At 69.7% G+C, this 15,442-nt stretch carries 15 protein-coding genes; 10 read left to right on the top strand and 5 right to left on the bottom strand.

Annotation, left to right across the window (positions count from 1 at the left end; genetic code table 11):
- Positions 1–96 precede the first annotated feature (96 nt).
- Complete coding sequence (locus tag ACFWN2_RS32915; protein WP_382434139.1) at positions 97–474, top strand: hypothetical protein; 378 nt, start codon at positions 97–99, stop codon at positions 472–474.
- A gap of 33 nt (positions 475–507) precedes the next feature.
- Here the strand turns inward: ACFWN2_RS32915 and ACFWN2_RS32910 are convergent, their stop codons facing one another.
- From ACFWN2_RS32910 to ACFWN2_RS32900, 3 genes are all read right to left on the bottom strand, one after another.
- Positions 508–1,389, bottom strand: a complete 882-nt coding sequence (locus tag ACFWN2_RS32910) for a glycosyltransferase family 2 protein (protein WP_382434138.1) — start codon at positions 1,387–1,389, stop codon at positions 508–510.
- A complete protein-coding gene (locus tag ACFWN2_RS32905; RefSeq protein WP_382434319.1) occupies positions 1,386–2,513 on the bottom strand; it encodes a glycosyltransferase family 4 protein in 1,128 nt (375 codons plus the stop codon). The genes ACFWN2_RS32910 and ACFWN2_RS32905 overlap by 4 nt, the downstream gene beginning before the upstream one ends.
- Positions 2,514–2,581: 68 nt before the next feature.
- Positions 2,582–3,565, bottom strand: coding sequence for a glycosyltransferase family 4 protein (locus ACFWN2_RS32900; RefSeq protein ID WP_382434137.1), 984 nt, complete (start codon positions 3,563–3,565; stop codon positions 2,582–2,584).
- Positions 3,566–3,585: 20 nt separating this feature from the next.
- Between ACFWN2_RS32900 and ACFWN2_RS32895 the strand changes: the two genes are divergently transcribed.
- From ACFWN2_RS32895 to ACFWN2_RS32865, 7 genes are all read left to right on the top strand, one after another.
- A complete protein-coding gene (locus ACFWN2_RS32895; RefSeq protein WP_382434136.1) occupies positions 3,586–4,500 on the top strand; it encodes a glycosyltransferase family 2 protein in 915 nt (304 codons plus the stop codon).
- The gene (locus ACFWN2_RS32890; RefSeq protein ID WP_382434135.1) at positions 4,497–5,015 is read left to right on the top strand and encodes a hypothetical protein; all 519 of its coding nucleotides are present in this window, start codon (positions 4,497–4,499) and stop codon (positions 5,013–5,015) included. Before ACFWN2_RS32895 ends, ACFWN2_RS32890 begins: the two co-directional genes overlap by 4 nt.
- The gene (locus ACFWN2_RS32885) at positions 5,012–5,563 is read left to right on the top strand and encodes a hypothetical protein (protein WP_382434134.1); all 552 of its coding nucleotides are present in this window, start codon (positions 5,012–5,014) and stop codon (positions 5,561–5,563) included. The genes ACFWN2_RS32890 and ACFWN2_RS32885 overlap by 4 nt, the downstream gene beginning before the upstream one ends.
- Before the next feature lie 3 nt (positions 5,564–5,566).
- Entirely contained in the window at positions 5,567–8,053 is a 2,487-nt protein-coding gene (locus tag ACFWN2_RS32880) for a glycosyltransferase (protein WP_382434133.1), read from the top strand.
- Positions 8,054–9,145 carry a glycosyltransferase family 4 protein gene (locus ACFWN2_RS32875; RefSeq protein WP_382434132.1) on the top strand — a complete coding sequence of 364 codons (1,092 nt, stop codon included), beginning with the start codon at positions 8,054–8,056 and terminating at the stop codon, positions 9,143–9,145.
- Positions 9,146–9,398: 253 nt separating this feature from the next.
- On the top strand, positions 9,399–9,977 hold the full coding sequence (locus ACFWN2_RS32870) for a DddA-like double-stranded DNA deaminase toxin (protein ID WP_382434130.1): 579 nt from the start codon (positions 9,399–9,401) through the stop codon (positions 9,975–9,977).
- A gap of 38 nt (positions 9,978–10,015) precedes the next feature.
- Entirely contained in the window at positions 10,016–10,402 is a 387-nt protein-coding gene (locus ACFWN2_RS32865) for an Imm1 family immunity protein (protein ID WP_382434129.1), read from the top strand.
- A 263-nt stretch (positions 10,403–10,665) separates the two neighbouring features.
- Here ACFWN2_RS32865 and rfbD read toward each other — a convergent pair whose 3' ends face one another.
- Positions 10,666–11,520, bottom strand: a complete 855-nt coding sequence (rfbD, locus tag ACFWN2_RS32860; protein ID WP_382434317.1) for a dTDP-4-dehydrorhamnose reductase — start codon at positions 11,518–11,520, stop codon at positions 10,666–10,668.
- On the bottom strand, positions 11,517–12,503 hold the full coding sequence (rfbB, locus tag ACFWN2_RS32855; protein WP_382434128.1) for a dTDP-glucose 4,6-dehydratase: 987 nt from the start codon (positions 12,501–12,503) through the stop codon (positions 11,517–11,519). The genes rfbD and rfbB overlap by 4 nt, the downstream gene beginning before the upstream one ends.
- Positions 12,504–12,698: 195 nt before the next feature.
- Here rfbB and ACFWN2_RS32850 point away from each other — a divergent pair, with 195 nt between their 5' ends.
- Together ACFWN2_RS32850 and ACFWN2_RS32845 are read left to right on the top strand one after the other, a co-directional pair.
- Positions 12,699–14,171 (top strand): LCP family protein, encoded by a 1,473-nt coding sequence (locus ACFWN2_RS32850; protein WP_382434127.1) that lies wholly within the window; start codon positions 12,699–12,701, stop codon positions 14,169–14,171.
- Between the two features lie 68 nt (positions 14,172–14,239).
- Entirely contained in the window at positions 14,240–15,439 is a 1,200-nt protein-coding gene (locus ACFWN2_RS32845; RefSeq protein ID WP_382434126.1) for an LCP family protein, read from the top strand.
- The last annotated feature ends 3 nt before the right edge of the window (positions 15,440–15,442 follow it).

Raw genomic sequence — 15,442 nt, 5'->3', positions numbered from 1 at the left:
TCCTCCTCCGCGTTACAGCGAGCCGTTCGACGGAATACTCTGACACGAAGCAGATCGTCATATGGGATCTGGTCCCGGCAAGGAGCTAAATCCGACATGGACCCCCGCGACCGGGCCGACGCCTTGCTCGCCCGCGCCCGCGCACGTGGGCGGAACATCGTGACGCCGGACAACATGACGTCCCCGATGGACGCGTCCGACACGCAGCAGATCCCGAGATCGCTGGTCAACGCCGTGGACCCGCGCAGGGACCCTGACTCGACCATGATCCTCGCGCCCGCCCAGATGGGTCAGCAGCAGCGCCCGCACCAGGCTCCTGGCGCGCCCATGCCGACCCAGCCGTTGCCCGCGCAGCAGGCCCCCGCGGACGACGCGGAGATCACACAGGTCGTGCAGCCGGGCCTGATCCCGACGGTGTCGAACCACCAGCAGAAGCGGAACACGCTGACGCAACGGCTCAGCGGCGACATGTGAGTCCCGGCACGCGCGCCGGGAACGGGCGCGCGGTCAGGACTTCCGGGTCACGGCCCAGAGCCGCAACGCCAGCCCGGCCTTCAGCACCAGGCGGAACGGCGCCCACAGCACCCCGGCGTGCCGGTCGGCCAGGTACCGGTACGCACTCGTGTGGTGCTCGCGGAGCATCCGGTCCGACGACCGGGCAGTCGAGTGCCCGCCGATGTGCACGACCTCGGCGTCGGGCACGTAGACGTTCTCCCAGCCGGCCTTGGTGACCCGCTCGCCCAGGTCGACGTCCTCGAAGTACATGAAGTAGCGCTCGTCGAACCCGGAGACCGCGTCGAAGGCCTCGCGCCGCATCAGGAAGCAGGACCCGGACAACCACCCGGCGGTCCGCTCCACGGGAGCCTTCTCCTGCCGGTACGCGCGAGTCCAGGGGTTCGACTTCCACACGGCACCGAACGCCGCGTGCCCGACACCGCGCCCGATGGACGGCAGCAGCCGGGCGGACGGGTAGACCTCGCCGGAGGGTTCGCGGATCAGCGGCCCGAACATGCCACCCCGCGGCCAGCGCTCGGCGGCGGCGATCAGCGCGTCCACGCTGCCGGGCGCGAACTCGATGTCGGGGTTGGAGATCAGCACCCAGCCGACGTCGGAACCCAGGGCCGCCACACCGCGGTTGGCACCGCCGCCGTAGCCGAGGTTGCCGCCGGTGGACACGAAGGTCACGTTGTCCCGCGCCGCCGCGACCTGCTCGGGCACCCCGTCCGTGGAGCCGTTGTCGGCGAGGATCACCTGCACCGGACGTGAGGTGGCCTTTTCGAGGGTGTCGACAAAGGGAGCCAGCGTCTCGCCCGGCGAGTACGTGACCGTCACGACACCAAGTCCGTCGCCGTAGTTCACGCGCGTCACCCTAGCGCCGCCACCGTTCATCGACGGCGGCGCACCAGTGCCGCTCGCTCGTAGGCCAAGCGGTGCCGGTCGGCGCTGACCGCCCACGAGAAGTCCTTGGCCCGTTGCTGGCCCGAGGCGGCCAAAGACGACCGTCGAGCCGGGTCGTCCAGGAGGTCCGCGATCGCCGCCGCTATGTCACCGGCGCCGACACCGCAGTACGCGACGGCCTCGCCGCCGACCTCCGGCAACGACAGCCGCCGGGTGGTGAGCACGCACGCGCCGCACGCCATGGCCTCCAGCACCGGCAGGCCGAAGCCCTCGCCCAGTGACGGGTACGCGACGAGTTCGGAGCCGCCCAGGAATCCGGCCAGCTGTTCGAAAGGCAGGTAGCCCGCCCGGATCACGCGGACGCGGTGCGGCACGGAGTCGAGGGCCCGTTCGACCTGGCTGTCCCAGCCGGGCTGACCTGCCAGCACCAGCGCGGGCGGGTCGGCACGGCCGACCATCGCCTGCGCGAAGCCGCGGATCAGCGCCGGGACGTTCTTGCGCGGTTCCAGCGCGCCGAGGAACGCGACGTAGGGCGTGTCCCCCAACGCCAGCGTGCGCCGCACGGACAGGACCTCGTCCGGTGACGGCGGGTGGAAGCGTTCGGTGTCCACGCCGTGCTGCGCGATGTGCAGGACCCGGCGTTCGGCGCCGGCGACGCGGACCAGTTCGTCGGCGGTCGCCTGGGACGGGACGACGCAGAGGTCCGCGCGCCGCAACGACGCCCGGGTCCAGGCGCGGAAGAAGCGGGCCTTCACCGAGGAGTGCAGCACCGGGTCGGTGAAGAACGTGGCGTCGTGCAGCGTCACGACCGAGGCCGCCTTGCCCGCCAGCGGAAGCGTGTAGTGCGGGGAGTGCACGACGTCGACGCCGAGCGTCCGGATCAGGCGGGGCAGCGTCGTCTGCTCCCAGGCCAGGCGGGCCGTCCTGGTGGCGACGGCGTCCGCGGCCCTGACGACGCGGGCGTTCGGCGCGATCTTGGTGAACAGCTCCTCGTCCCGCGGCTGGCAGACGACGGAGAGTCTGGATCCGTCGGCGTCGAGCGCCGCGACGAGCGAATCCACGTAACGGCCGACGCCACCGCGGTCCGCGGGGATCGCGGTGGCGTCGATCAGCACGCTGGGTTCGGCATTGGCCACGATCAGCTAGCGTAATGTCATTTGCTTTTGCGTTTAACGGGAATGCGCTAATCCGGTCGTACAGCGTGTGCGCTCCAGACACCCTGCGCTGTCTTTGCCCAGGTGAACTCACTCGCCCGAGTGACTCCGGCCTCGACTGTGTGATGAGGATCGGCTATGACGGCGCGCAGCCCTTCCGTCAAAGACGCCAGGTCACCGCGCCGCACCACGGTCCCGGCGCCGCCCGCGACCTCGACCAGCGCCGGGTCGTCGGAGTGCACGACGGGAACGCCCGCGGCCATCGCCTCCAGCACCGGCAGGCCGAAACCCTCGGCCAGACTGGGCGCTGCCAGCACCGATGCGCCCGCCAGCACCGAGGCGAGCCGCTCGTCCGAGACCCTGCCGAGCAACGTCACGTGCGGCGCGCGCAGGTCGACGCCGCCCCAGCCCTGCGGGCCGACCACGACCAACGGCACCTTCAGCCGTTCCGTCGCCCGCACCAGCAGGCCGAAACCCTTGCGCGGCTCCACGGTGCCGATGGCGAGCACGTACGACGGAGGCAGGTCATCCGGCGGCGAACCGACCAGTCGCGTGACGCCGTTCGGCACAACGTGGACGGGAATTTCCACGTGCACACAATTTGCCAATTGAGATGCCACGGCATTGGTGGGAACGACCAGAGCGCGCGCTTCCCTGGCCGCCCGCGTGATCACCTTGCGGTGCCAGGCGACCCCGCGCGGCGTCAGCGTCTCCGGGTGCGTCCACGGCACCACGTCGTGCACGGTGACGACCGCGCCGGGCAACGGCGCGAGCGGCGTCGGGGCGTGCACGTGCGGGCCGAGCTTCGGCGGGAGGCCGCGCTCCCACAGCGCCACCAGCGCCCGGCGCGGCAGCCTGATCACGCGGTCGGCGTTCGCGGTCGCCGCCGTCACGACGGACCAGCCGCTGGGGGCGTTCTCCCCCAACGCCCGCAGCAGCTCCGCCGTGTACCGGCCGGTGCCGCCGGGGACGGGGGCGTTGAGTTGCTCGGTCAGCACTACCAGCTCGGGCACGTCGCGTACCGTCTCACGCCGTGTCGGCAGTCAGCACCGTGGTGGTCGTGACGTGGCGGGGCCGTGACCACATCACGGCGTGCCTGGACGCCCTCAGGGCCCAGAAAAGTCCACATAGGACGATCATCGTCGACAACGCGTCCGACGACGGCACGGCCGAGCTGATCAGCCGGCGTTCCGACGACCACGAGGTCGTCAGGCTCCCGCGCAACCGCGGCTACGCGGGCGGGCTCGCGGCCGTCCTGGACCTGGTCGACACCCGGTACGTGGCGTGGCTCAACGACGACGCGACACCGGACCCGTCGTGGCTGGCCGAGCTTGAGAGCGCTCTCGAAGCCGACGCCGGAGCGGCCGCCGCCACCGCCTCGATCCTGCTCACGGACGGCTCGACGCAGTCCGTCGGCGTGGCGCTGACGGCGGACGGCCACGGCAAGGACGTCGTGCTCGCCGGACGCGAGGTGTTCGGGTTCTGCGGCGGAGCGGCGCTCCTGCGGACGGCGGAGCTCAAGGCCGCGGGTGGCGTGCCGGCGAGTTTCTTCTGCTACTACGAGGACACCGACACGGCCTGGCGGCTGCGGCTGGCCGGGCACCGGGTGATCTCGGTCGGACCCGCGCGGGTGCGGCACAAGCACGGCGCGAGCACACGTCCCGGCTCGGCGCTGTTCCACCGCTGGAACGAGCGCAACCGCCTGTTGATGTTGCTCAGGTGCGCCCCTGCCGGAGTGGCGCTCACCCAGCTGGCGCGGTTCCTGGCGATCACGGCGCTGCTGCCGTTCCGCAAGAACGTCCCGGACGCCGCGAACTTCCGGTTCGGGCTGCGGGCACGGGTGCTGGGCGAGGTTCTGCTGCGACTGCCCGCGACTCTGGTGCAGCGACTCAGAGTCACGACGCGGGTGCCGAGGCAGCGGGTGTGGCAGGACTGGGCAGGCCGGTGAGGACGGCCTGGCTCCTCGTCCTGGGCGGTCTCACCGCGCTGGCGCTCGGCGTCGGCGTGAGCATCACGCTGACCTACGGCCTGGTGTTCGTCGGCCTGCTCGGCGGCCTCGCCTACGCCCTGGGCGTCAGCGGCCTCTCCCAGCGCAAGTGGGTCGCGCTGCCCGCGTTCGTTCTCGGGCTCGTGGCGCCGTTCGTGCTCACGTTCGGTGTGCACAGCGTGCTGCTGCAACGGACCGGGCACGTCGAGCGCTGCACGGTCACCGCGAAGGACGAGCACCCGTTCACCAAGTACCCGTCGGTCGACTACGCGCTGGCCTGCCCCAGCGGTGAGGTCGAGCTGGACCGCGACTGGAACGACCGGCTCGAAGCCGCTGAGGCCGATGTCGTCGTGGGTCCGCCGTTGCGGCCGGACTGGGCGGACGGCACCCGATGGAACCTCCTGCTGGTCACAAGCGTCCCCGGAGCGATGACTCTCCTCGTTCCGGTCGCCTGGCTGCTCAGGAAGCAGCCATGAGCCGCGCGGTGCCACTCGTGGTGACCGGCCTCGTCGCCATCGCCGCCGCGGTCGTGCTGGGCGCGGTCGTGCCCGAGCAGTACGAGCTCGCGGTGTTGATGCCGTGCTGCCTGCTGTCGCTCGCGTTCGCGTGGGGCGTCGGCAAGCTCGGGCCCGCGTGGCTCGTGCTGCCCGCGTTCATGGTCGTGATCCCCGGCACGGCGGTTCTCGTCGGCGACGGTCACCGCGCGTTGATGGACGTCCTCGCCACGCCCCAGACCTGCGTGGTCACCGGCGTCGAGGACGTGCCGGGACCGGACAACCCGGTGTTCGCGCACCGCGTCACGTGCCCCGACGGGGCCGAGCTGCGCATCGTCGTGCGAGGTGAGCAGGACAAGAAGGTGCAGCCCGGACCGGCCACCGTGCTGCGGCACCCGGTGATGCGGCCGCTGTTCGCCGAGCGCAACGACTGGTCCGCCGAGTGGGTGTTCGGAGTGCCCCTCGCCGTCCTGTTGCTGCTGATCTGTGCAACCACACTGCGGGCGCGCAGAGTGATGAGGCAGGCTTAGCGCGTGGATCGAGCCTCACTGCCCGTCGTGTCCGTCGTCGTCGTGAACTACAAGGGCGCGGACGACACCATCACCTGCGTGCGCGGGCTGGCCGAGGTGGACCACCCGGCCGAGCTGCTCGAAGTGATCGTCGTCGACAACGAGGCGCACGACACCGCACGGCTGAAGGCCGAGCTGCCCGGCGTCAAGATCGTCACCTCGGAGCGGAACCTCGGCTTCGCGGGCGGCTGCAACCTCGGCGTCGAGCACTCCACGGGCGGGGTGCTCGCGTTCCTCAACAACGACGCGCGCGCCGACCGGAACTGGATCAAGGCCGCGATCAGGGTCTTCCACGCCGAACCGGCGGTCGCCGCGGTCGCGAGCAAGGTGCTCGACTGGGACGGCGAGAAGATCGACTTCGTCGACGGCGGGCTGACGTGGTTCGGCATGGGCTACAAGCGGCACGCCGGTCAGGACGACGACGGCAGCCACGACGGCCCGAAGGACGTGCTGTTCGGCACCGGCAGCGCGATGTTCGTGCGGACCGAGATCTACAAGCGGCTCGGCGGGTTCGACGAGCGGTTCTTCATGTTCTACGAGGACGTCGACCTGGGCTGGCGGCTCAACCTGCGCGGCTGGCGGGTCCGCTACGAGCCCGCGTCGCTCACGTTCCACCGCCACCACGCGTCGATGAGCTCGATCGACCACAGCCGCGAGCTGTACCTGCTGGAGCGCAACGCGCTCATGTCGCTGTACAAGAACTTCTCCGACGAGACGCTGGCGAAGGTGCTGCCGGCCGCGCTCGCTCTGTGCGTGCGCAGGGCGACGGCGCGCGGTGAGATCGATCCCACGCAGCTGGAGATCACCCGCCGTCCTGCCGACCCCGCGTCCGACCGCGAGCCCGTCGCGATGTCCCGCCAGGCGCTCGCCGGCTTCCTCGCGATCGACCAGTTCGTCGAGGCCATGCCGTCGCTGGCGGAGTCGCGCAAGAAGGAGCAGGCCGCCCGCCGGTTGTCGGACGTCGACCTGGTTCCGTTGATGCGCAAGGCTTTGGAGCCCGCGTACCCGCTGCCGCGCTACCTCGCCGCGCACGACATCCTCGTGGACGTGCTGGGTCTGGACGACGTGTTCGGCAAGCCGCGCAAGATCCTGGTGATCACCGGCGACGCGATCTCCGACCGGATGGCTGGTCCCGCGATCCGCGCCTGGCACATGGCCGACGTGCTGTCCGGCGAGCACCAGGTGCGGCTGGTGACGACGAACCCGTTGTGCGCACCGCCCGACGCCCCGTTCGCCGTCGAACGCGCCCGGCAGAAGGAACTGCCGGCGCACGTCGCGTGGGCCGACGTGGTCGTGCTGCAGGGCCACGCGCTGGAGATGGCCGGTGACGTGAAGAAGCAGTCGTCGACCAAGATCGTGGTCTGCGACATGTACGACCCGATGCACCTGGAACTGCTGGAGCAGGGCAAGGACAACGCGGACGACAAGCGCGCCCTGGACGTCGAGGCCGTCACCAAGGTGCTCAACACGCAGCTCGAACGCGGCGACTTCTTCCTGTGCGCGTCCGAACGGCAGCGGCACTTCTGGCTCGGCCACCTGGCGGCGCTCGGCCGGCTCACGCCCACGTTGTACGACAACGACCCCACGACGGCGTCACTGCTCGGGATCGTCCCCTTCGGACTGTCGGGCAAGCCGCCGCAGCGCACCGGCCCGGCGATCAAGGACGTGGTGCCGGGCGTCACGGACGCCGACAAGGTCGTGATCTGGGCCGGTGGCGTCTACAGCTGGTTCGACCCGCTGTCGCTGATCCAGGCGATGGACCACCTGCGCAGGCGGCAGCCGTCCGCGAAGCTGTACTTCCTCGGCATGAAGCACCCGAACCCCGAGGTCCCGGACATGGACATCGCCGGCCAGACGCGGACGTTGTCCGCGCAGTTGGGGCTGACCGGCGAGAACGTGTTCTTCAACGACGGGTGGGTGCCGTACAACGAGCGGCAGAACTGGCTGCTCGACGCGGACTGCGGTGTCACCACGCACTACGAGCACGTGGAGACCACGTTCGCGTTCCGCACGCGGGTGCTCGACTACCTGTGGGCGGGGCTGCCGATCGTCACCACGTCCGGCGACTCGTTCGCGGACCTGGTGCTGCGGGAAGGTTTGGGCGTCGTCGTGCCGCCGGAGGACCCGGAGGCGCTCGCCGACGCGTTGGAGAAGGTGCTCTACGACGAGGAGTTCGCGGCCGCGTGCCGTGAGCGCATCGCCGTCGTACGCGAACGGTTCACCTGGGAGACGGCACTCGCGCCGCTGGCCGAGTTCTGCCGCAACCCCAGGCCCGCCGCGGACCGTCTGCCCGGCTCGGCCCCCCTGGTGCGCACACCGGGGCTGAGCACGTCGGACAAGGTGAAGCGGGACCTGCTGCTGGTGCGCGAGTACCTGGACGCGGGCGGCCCGACCGAGTTGGCCAAGCGGGCGTCGGGGCGTCTGCGGAAAATCGCGCGTGGTGGCAGGTAAATGGCGAGATCCCCGAAACCCCTGAAGGTGCTGCTGGACGGCACCCCCCTGCTCGGACATCGCACCGGAATCGGCCGCTACACAGCGGCACTGGCCGAAGAGCTGGCGTCGATGTCCGACGACGTCGACGTGCGGGCGGTGGCCTTCACGTTGCGCGGCTGGCGCGCGTTGCGGACGGTGCTGCCGCACGACGTCACCGCACGCGGCCTGCCGGTGGCGGCACGGGCGCTGCGCCAGATGTGGCTGCGCGCCCCGTTCCCCCCGGTCGAGATGCTCGCCGGGTTCACCGACGTCATGCACGCCACGAACTTCGTGCTGCCTCCGACGGTGCGGGCGGGCAAGGTCGTCACGATCCACGACCTGGCGTTCCTGGACGCGCCCGGCGACCTGCCGCCGTCCGACCGCAGGCTGCCCGAGCTCGTCCGGCTGTCGGCCGCGCGGGCCGACGTGATCTGCACGCCGACAGCGGCCGTCGCCTCCGTGGTGGCAGACCGGTTCTCCGTGCCGCTGGACAAGATCGTCGTGACACCGCTGGGCGTCGACCCGGCCTGGTTCGCGTCCCGGCCGCCGTCGACGACGTTGCGCGGCAGGCTCGGACTGCCGTCGGAGTACCTGCTGTTCGTGGGCGCGGACGGGCCGCGCAAGGGCCTGGAGTACCTGATCAAAGCCCATGCGTCCGACCCGTCGCTGCCCCCGCTGGTGATCGTCGGACCCGGCCGGTCCGGTGTGGACGGTCGGGTGCTGCGGACCGGGTACCTGTCGGACGTGCACCTGCGTTCGGTGGTGGCCGGCGCGACGGCGCTGGTGCTGCCTTCGCGGGACGAGGGTTTCGGGCTGCCGGTGCTGGAAGCGCTGGCGTGCAACGTGCCCGTGGTGTGCTCGGACGTGCCCGCGTTGCGCGAGGTCGCCGGTGGGCACGCGCTGCACGTGCCGGTCGGGGACGTCGAGGCGCTGGCCGCGGGGCTGGCCTCGGCCGTGGCCGCGCCCACGACCCCGGAGGCGCAGTCCGAACGGCGGGCGCACGCGTCCGGGTTCACTTGGCGGCGTTGCGCGGAGAAGACGGTCGAGGCCTACCGGCGCAGCAGGGCCTGAGTCAGACCTGACCTCGGTACGCAGGTACATCGATGTGGAGCGCCCGAATGGAAACTCAGGAACTGAGCCGGCGCCGCACACGTGGGCGCGCGTTCCTGGCTGAGCTCTGAGTTCCCTCGCCGAGGTCGCGGCCGAGCTTCGCCAGATCGCGGACTCTCTCCCGGTCGGTCTGCTCAGCGATGTCGCTGAGCAGACCGAGCAAGCTGCCACGATCATGGCTCAGGTCGCCGCGGGAACAGGCCAGACCGAACTCGTGCAGGTCACCGGCGTCTTCAGTGAAGCCGCCATCCGCGCCCGCGACCTGGCTTTCACGATCATCGCGCTCCGCGAGGACATCCACACCATCGCGGACAACTTGACGACACCCGAGGCACCTGGGAACTCCGACTCGCTTCGACGAACTCAGCACCGCGACACCTATCCACCCGGTTCGTCCGGGCATCTGATCACCGCGCCGTACTCCGCGCCGAACAGCGGCGTGCCGGTCGAGGGGATCGCCCAGGCGCCCGGCGCGCCACCATTCGAGTTCCTCCCCCAGGGTGGTCGCTGGACCCTGGCCGCGAAGCAGCGGTTGGCGGACCTGAACGCACCGCCCTGGGCGAAGGCCGTGGACTACCACATCGAACTGCAGGTCGCGGCGTGGATGATCGCCTCGGGACATCGCGAGGTCGTGCTGACGATCAACCGCGAGCCCTGCGGAGAACGGTTCGGCAAGGGCTGCCATCAGGTGCTGCAAGCCTTCTTGCCGCGTGGGTATCGTCTCAGGGTCCACGGCACCCGCGGCGGCTCATCGCACTACACGTACGACTACGAAGGGCGTTCGGACCGGTGACCTCGATACTCGGCTCGCTGCCAGGCAACTTCATCGATGTGCGCGCATTGCCCGCGGACGCGGACCTCCTCGCCGAGTTCCGCACGCTCAACGATCAGCCGGGCACCCCTCGCATGTTCGCCCTCGTCCTGGAGGAAGCCGAGGACTCGGAGTGGGGAGCCGGCCCTTCGGTGTGGCTCAACGCCGGGTTCGGCGGCGAAACGGGGCTGCTGCGGTGGGTCGACGACAGCGGATTCTTCGCCCCCACTTCGGCGCACACGGCCGACACCGTCACGTACCTCGATCCGCACGGTGAACTGGCCGCGCTGCCCAAGAGCCTCCAGGTGCCGATCGAGCAGGTGTTCGCCGCTGTGACAGAGGTCCTGCGCACGAGGTCCAAGCCGACCTGCGTGGACTGGAGCAATGCCGAGGCTGCCGCGGAATAGCGACGACCTGTCGCCGTGGGCCTGACAGGTGTGCTGAAGGGCGTCAGGAAAACCCTGACGCCCCAACGATGTCACCGAGAGTGCGGCCTCGGCGAGCGCTTGTCGAGCTGGCTCAGCGACACCTGCCGCGAGCCCGTGACAACGGCAACGCACCTGAGGAAGCGCTGCCGATCGGAATCCGTTGTCGCGGGACGCTGCGGTTCGCGCCCGGAATCGAACATGCCGACCAGGCTCCCAAAATCGGAACGGCGGTGCCAGACCGGTCACTCCAATGGCGCAGCACCGGTACTCGGAGCTACCACACCCGCCCGGACCGCCTCCGAAAGGGCGCTTCGCCAGTGCGGCAACGGGCGTAGTCCCGCCGCTGCCCAGGCAGCACCCGACAGCACCGAGTAGGCGGGTCGTGGAGCCGGGCGCGGGAACTCGTCCGTGCTGCACGGCTGAACGCGGGCGGGATCGGCGCCGATCTCCTCGAAAACCGCCTGCGCGAACCGGAACCACGTCGTCTCGCCGCCGCCGGTCGCGTGCAGCAGTCGCTGGGACGGCAGCACCTCGGCGAGTTCGAGGAGTCCGGCGGCGAGGTCGCGCGACCACGTCGGCGAACCGGTCTGATCGTCCACAACGGACAGCGTCGGGCGCGAGGACTCCAGTGCCGCCATGGTCTTCACGAAGTTCGAGCCGCCCGCGCCGTACACCCACGCGGTGCGCACGACGTAGCCGCCCGCCTCCAGCACACGGCGTTCGCCTTCGAGCTTCGTGCGGCCGTAGGCGGACTTCGGGCTGACCGGGTCCGTGGTCTCGTACGGCTCCGTGCCCTCGCCGGAGAACACGTAGTCCGTGGAGACGTGGATCATCGGAATGCCAAGGGAAGCGCACGCGTCGGCCAGCAGACCGGGACCGACGGCGTTGATCGCGAACGCGCGGTCCTCGTCGGTCTCGGCCGCGTCGACGGCGGTGTACGCGGCGCAGTTGATCACCGCGGTGGCGCCCGCCAGGTCGGCGGCCGTCACCTTCGTCACGTCCAGCTCGGACGACGACAGCGCGCGGACGTCGGCGGACAGGGCTGCGAGGTCACGGCCGAGCTGGCCACGACCGCCGGGAACGAGGATCACGATCAGCCCTTCTCCAGCGCCGCGCGCTCCTTGAGCGGCTCCCACCAGGCGCGGTTCTCGCGGTACCAGTCGACGGTGTCGGCCAGGCCCACGGTGAAGTCGACCTGCGGCGCGTAGCCGAGCTCGGAGGCGATCTTGGAGATGTCGACGGAGTAGCGGCGGTCGTGACCCTTGCGGTCCTGCACCGGCTCGACGGACGACCAGTCACGGCCCGTGGCCGTCAGCAGCTTCTCGGTGAGCTCGCGGTTGGTGAGCTCGGTGCCGCCACCGATGTTGTAGATCTCCCCCGGCCTGCCGCCCTCGGCGACGAGCTGGATGCCGCGGCAGTGGTCGGCGACGTGCAGCCAGTCGCGAACGTTCAGGCCGTCTCCGTAGAGCGGCACCTTCCCGCCGTCGATCAAATTGGTGACGAAGAGCGGAATCACCTTTTCGGGGAACTGGTACGGCCCGTAATTGTTCGAACACCGTGTGATGCTCACGGGCAGTCCGTGGGTGCGGTGGAACGCGCGCGCCAGGAGGTCGGAAGAAGCCTTCGAGGCCGAATAAGGTGAGTTCGGCTCAAGTATGTGCGTCTCGGTCCAGGAACCGGTCTCGATGGAGCCGTAGACCTCGTCCGTCGAGACGTGCACGAACCGCTTCACGCCCGCGTTCAGCGCGCCCTGCAGCAACGTTTGCGTGCCGAGGACGTTCGTCAGCACGAAGTCCGCGGATCCGGTGATGGAACGGTCGACGTGCGATTCGGCCGCGAAGTGCACCACGACGTCGATGCCGCGCATCTGCTCCGCGACCACGGCGGCGTCGCAGATGTCACCCCGGACGAACTCGAACTTGCCCGCGACCGGCGCGAGGTTCGTCTCGCTGCCCGCGTAGGTGAGCTTGTCGAGCACCACCACTTCGGCACCGGCGAACGCAGGGTAGGACCCGCTCACCAACTCCCGCACGTAGTGCGAGCCGATGAACCCGGCCCCACCCGTCACCAGTACGCGCATGCCCATTCCTCCCGTGGTGTACCCCGAACGCAGTCTGTCACGTAACCAATCGCTGCAACCCACAGCAACGTCACGTCGTCTGACTTATAAAGAACTAAACTCATGGGTGTGGGGGAGGAAACGGTCGTGGAAGGCAGAAGTCTGCCGGTCAGAGTGGTCGTAAACCGGCCGTCTGCGGCTCTTCGCGCTTTCCTGGTGACGGGGAAGATCTTCGTGGCCCTCGTCTCGACCGCTGTGCTCCTCATCACGTCGTACGGCTGGAACAAGCTGCGCACGGCGAACGAGGGCATCGTCAAGACCGAGGTCATCTCGGAGGAGCTCACCAAGCAGGGGCCCAAGCCGCTCGACGGCGCGGTCGACATCCTGCTGGTCGGCATGGACAGCCGCACCGACGCGCAGGGCAACCCGCTGTCGCAGGAGGTGCTCGCCATGCTCAACGGCGGCATCCCCGACGGTGAGCAGAACACCGACACGATGATCCTCGTGCACATCCCGGTCGACGGCACCCGCGCGGTCGCGATCTCGTTCCCCCGCGACTCCTACGTCGAGATCGCGGACGGGTTCGGCAAGCACAAGCTCAACTCGGCGTTCGCCCGCCAGCGCAACACCGTCGACCAGGAGCTGCGCACACAGGGAGTGACGGACGAGGCGCGCATCCGCACCGAGTCGATGGCCGCCGGCCGCAAGACGCTTATCAAGACGATCGAGGGCCTGTCCGGCAACCAAGTGCGCATCGACCGCTACGCCGAGGTCAACCTGGCGAGCTTCTACGAGGTCACCAAGGCCATCGGGGGCGTCGAAGTCTGCCTGAACGAGGCCACCTCCGACCGCGACTCCGGCGCGAACTTCCAGGCGGGCCAGCAGACGATCGAGGGCGCGTCCGCGCTGTCGTTCGTGCGGCAGCGCAAGAACCTGCCGGGCGGCGACCTGGACAGGGTCGTGCGCCAGCAGGTGTTCATCGGTGCCCTCGCGAAGAAGGTTCTGTCGACCGGCACGCTGACGGACACCGGCAAGCTCAACGGGCTGGTCGAGGCCGTGCAGAAGTCGGTGATCCTCAGCTCCGGCTGGGACATCACCACGTTCGCCGAGCAGCTGCAGGGCCTCGTGGGCGGCAACTTCGAGTTCAAGACCATCCCGGTGGGCGACCCGACGGACACCTACAGCGACGGCAACGTGCTGCCGGTGAACCCCGCGCAGGTGCGCAAGTTCCTCACCGACCTGGCCGTGGACAAGAGCTCGGCGAGCTCGTCGCCGACCGTCACCACCACCCTCCCCGCCCCGCCGAACTCGTCGATCACCGTGCAGGTGTTCAACGCCGCCGGTGTGCAGGGGCTCGCCGGCGACGTGATGAACACGTTGACGGCCAAGGGCTTCCTGCGCGGTTCCGTCGGGTCGGCGCAGCAGAACAGCGACACCACGGTCGTCCGGTACGCGACCGGCGAGGAGGGCTCGGCGCGCAAGGTCGCGGCGGAGCTCGGCCAGAACGTGGCGGTCGAGGAGGACGCGTCCGTCCGAAAGGGACAGATCCAGGTCTTCGTCGGTGGCGACTACCGTTCGCCGGACGACGGTGAGGCGCTGGACCCCCAGGGCGTTCCCGGCACGTCGGCGCCCGTGAGCTCCAGCAGCACCCCGCCCATCACGGCGGGCGGGCTGGTCTGCGTGAACTGAATCCCCCGGCGTAACGCTCTCGCGATAGTTACTCTGAGAGAGCAGATCCAGTACACGGAGGGTGAACGTTGAGCACTGCCGCACGCGCGAAGAAAGCCGCACGGGTCACAGGCCGTGTGGTGATCGCGCTGGTCGCCGTGACAACGTTGGCGTTCTCCGGCTACTTCTGGACCGCGCTGCGCCTGGTGAAGGAGAACACCAACACCACGCAGATCCTCCAGGTGCTGGAGGACATCCCGAACTCGCCGCCCGTCGAGGACGGCGCGATCGACATCCTGCTGGTGGGCAGCGACAGCAGGACGGACGCGCAGGGCAGGCCGCTTCCCGCGGACGTGCTGCGCAAGTTGCGCACCGAGGGCACCGACACGGTGAACACGGACACGATCATCGTGATGCGCGTGCCCCGCAACGGAGGCAAGGCCAGCGCCATCTCGATCCCCCGCGACACCTACCTGCCGATCGCGGGCTTCCGCGAGGACAAGATCAACGCCGCGTACGGCGCGGTGAAGTACCTGACCGCCGAACGGCTGCAGGCCGAGGGCGTGAGCGACCAGCAGGAGCGCGAGCGCAAGTCGGACGAGGCGGGGCGCAAGGCGCTGGTGCAGGCGGTGCAGGACCTGACGGGGATGCGCGTCGACCACTACGCGGAGATCAACCTCTACGGCTTCTACCTGCTGACCGAGGTGATCGGCGGCGTGCAGGTGTGCCTCAAGGCCGGCACGTCGGACCCCAACTCGGGCGCGAACTTCCGCGCGGGCCCGCAGACGATCTCGGGCGGTGACGCGCTGTCGTTCGTGCGGCAGCGGAACATGCCCGGTGGTGACCTGGGTCGCATCGCACGGCAGCAGGTGTTCATGTCGCAGGCGATGAAGCAGTTGCTGTCCGCGGGCACGTTCACCGATCCGGCGAAGATGAGCGGACTGCTCGACGCCGTGTCGAAGTCCGTTGTGGTGGACCAGAACCTCGACATCGCGACGCTGGCCGCGCAGGCGCAGGGTCTCGCGTCGGGCAACGTGGAGTTCGCCACGATCCCGGTGACGAGCATCGACGCGCGCAACGAGCGCGGGCAGAGCATCGTGACGGTCGACCGCGAGGCGGTGAAGGCGTGGGTGGCGCAGCTGATCGGCGAGACCGCGCAGCCCGCTCCCTCGTCGACCGCACCCTCCAGCACCCCGGTCGCGCCGTCGCGGTTCGGCCCTGAAAAGCTGCTCTCGCTGGACGGCGCGCATGCCGTCGCAGCGCGCCAAGATGTGCCCTGCGTCGACTAGGAG

Source organism: Lentzea sp. NPDC058436, assembly GCF_042721515.1.
Classification (GTDB): Bacteria; Actinomycetota; Actinomycetes; order Mycobacteriales; family Pseudonocardiaceae; genus Lentzea.
This window is presented reverse-complemented; position numbering and strand designations above follow the sequence as displayed.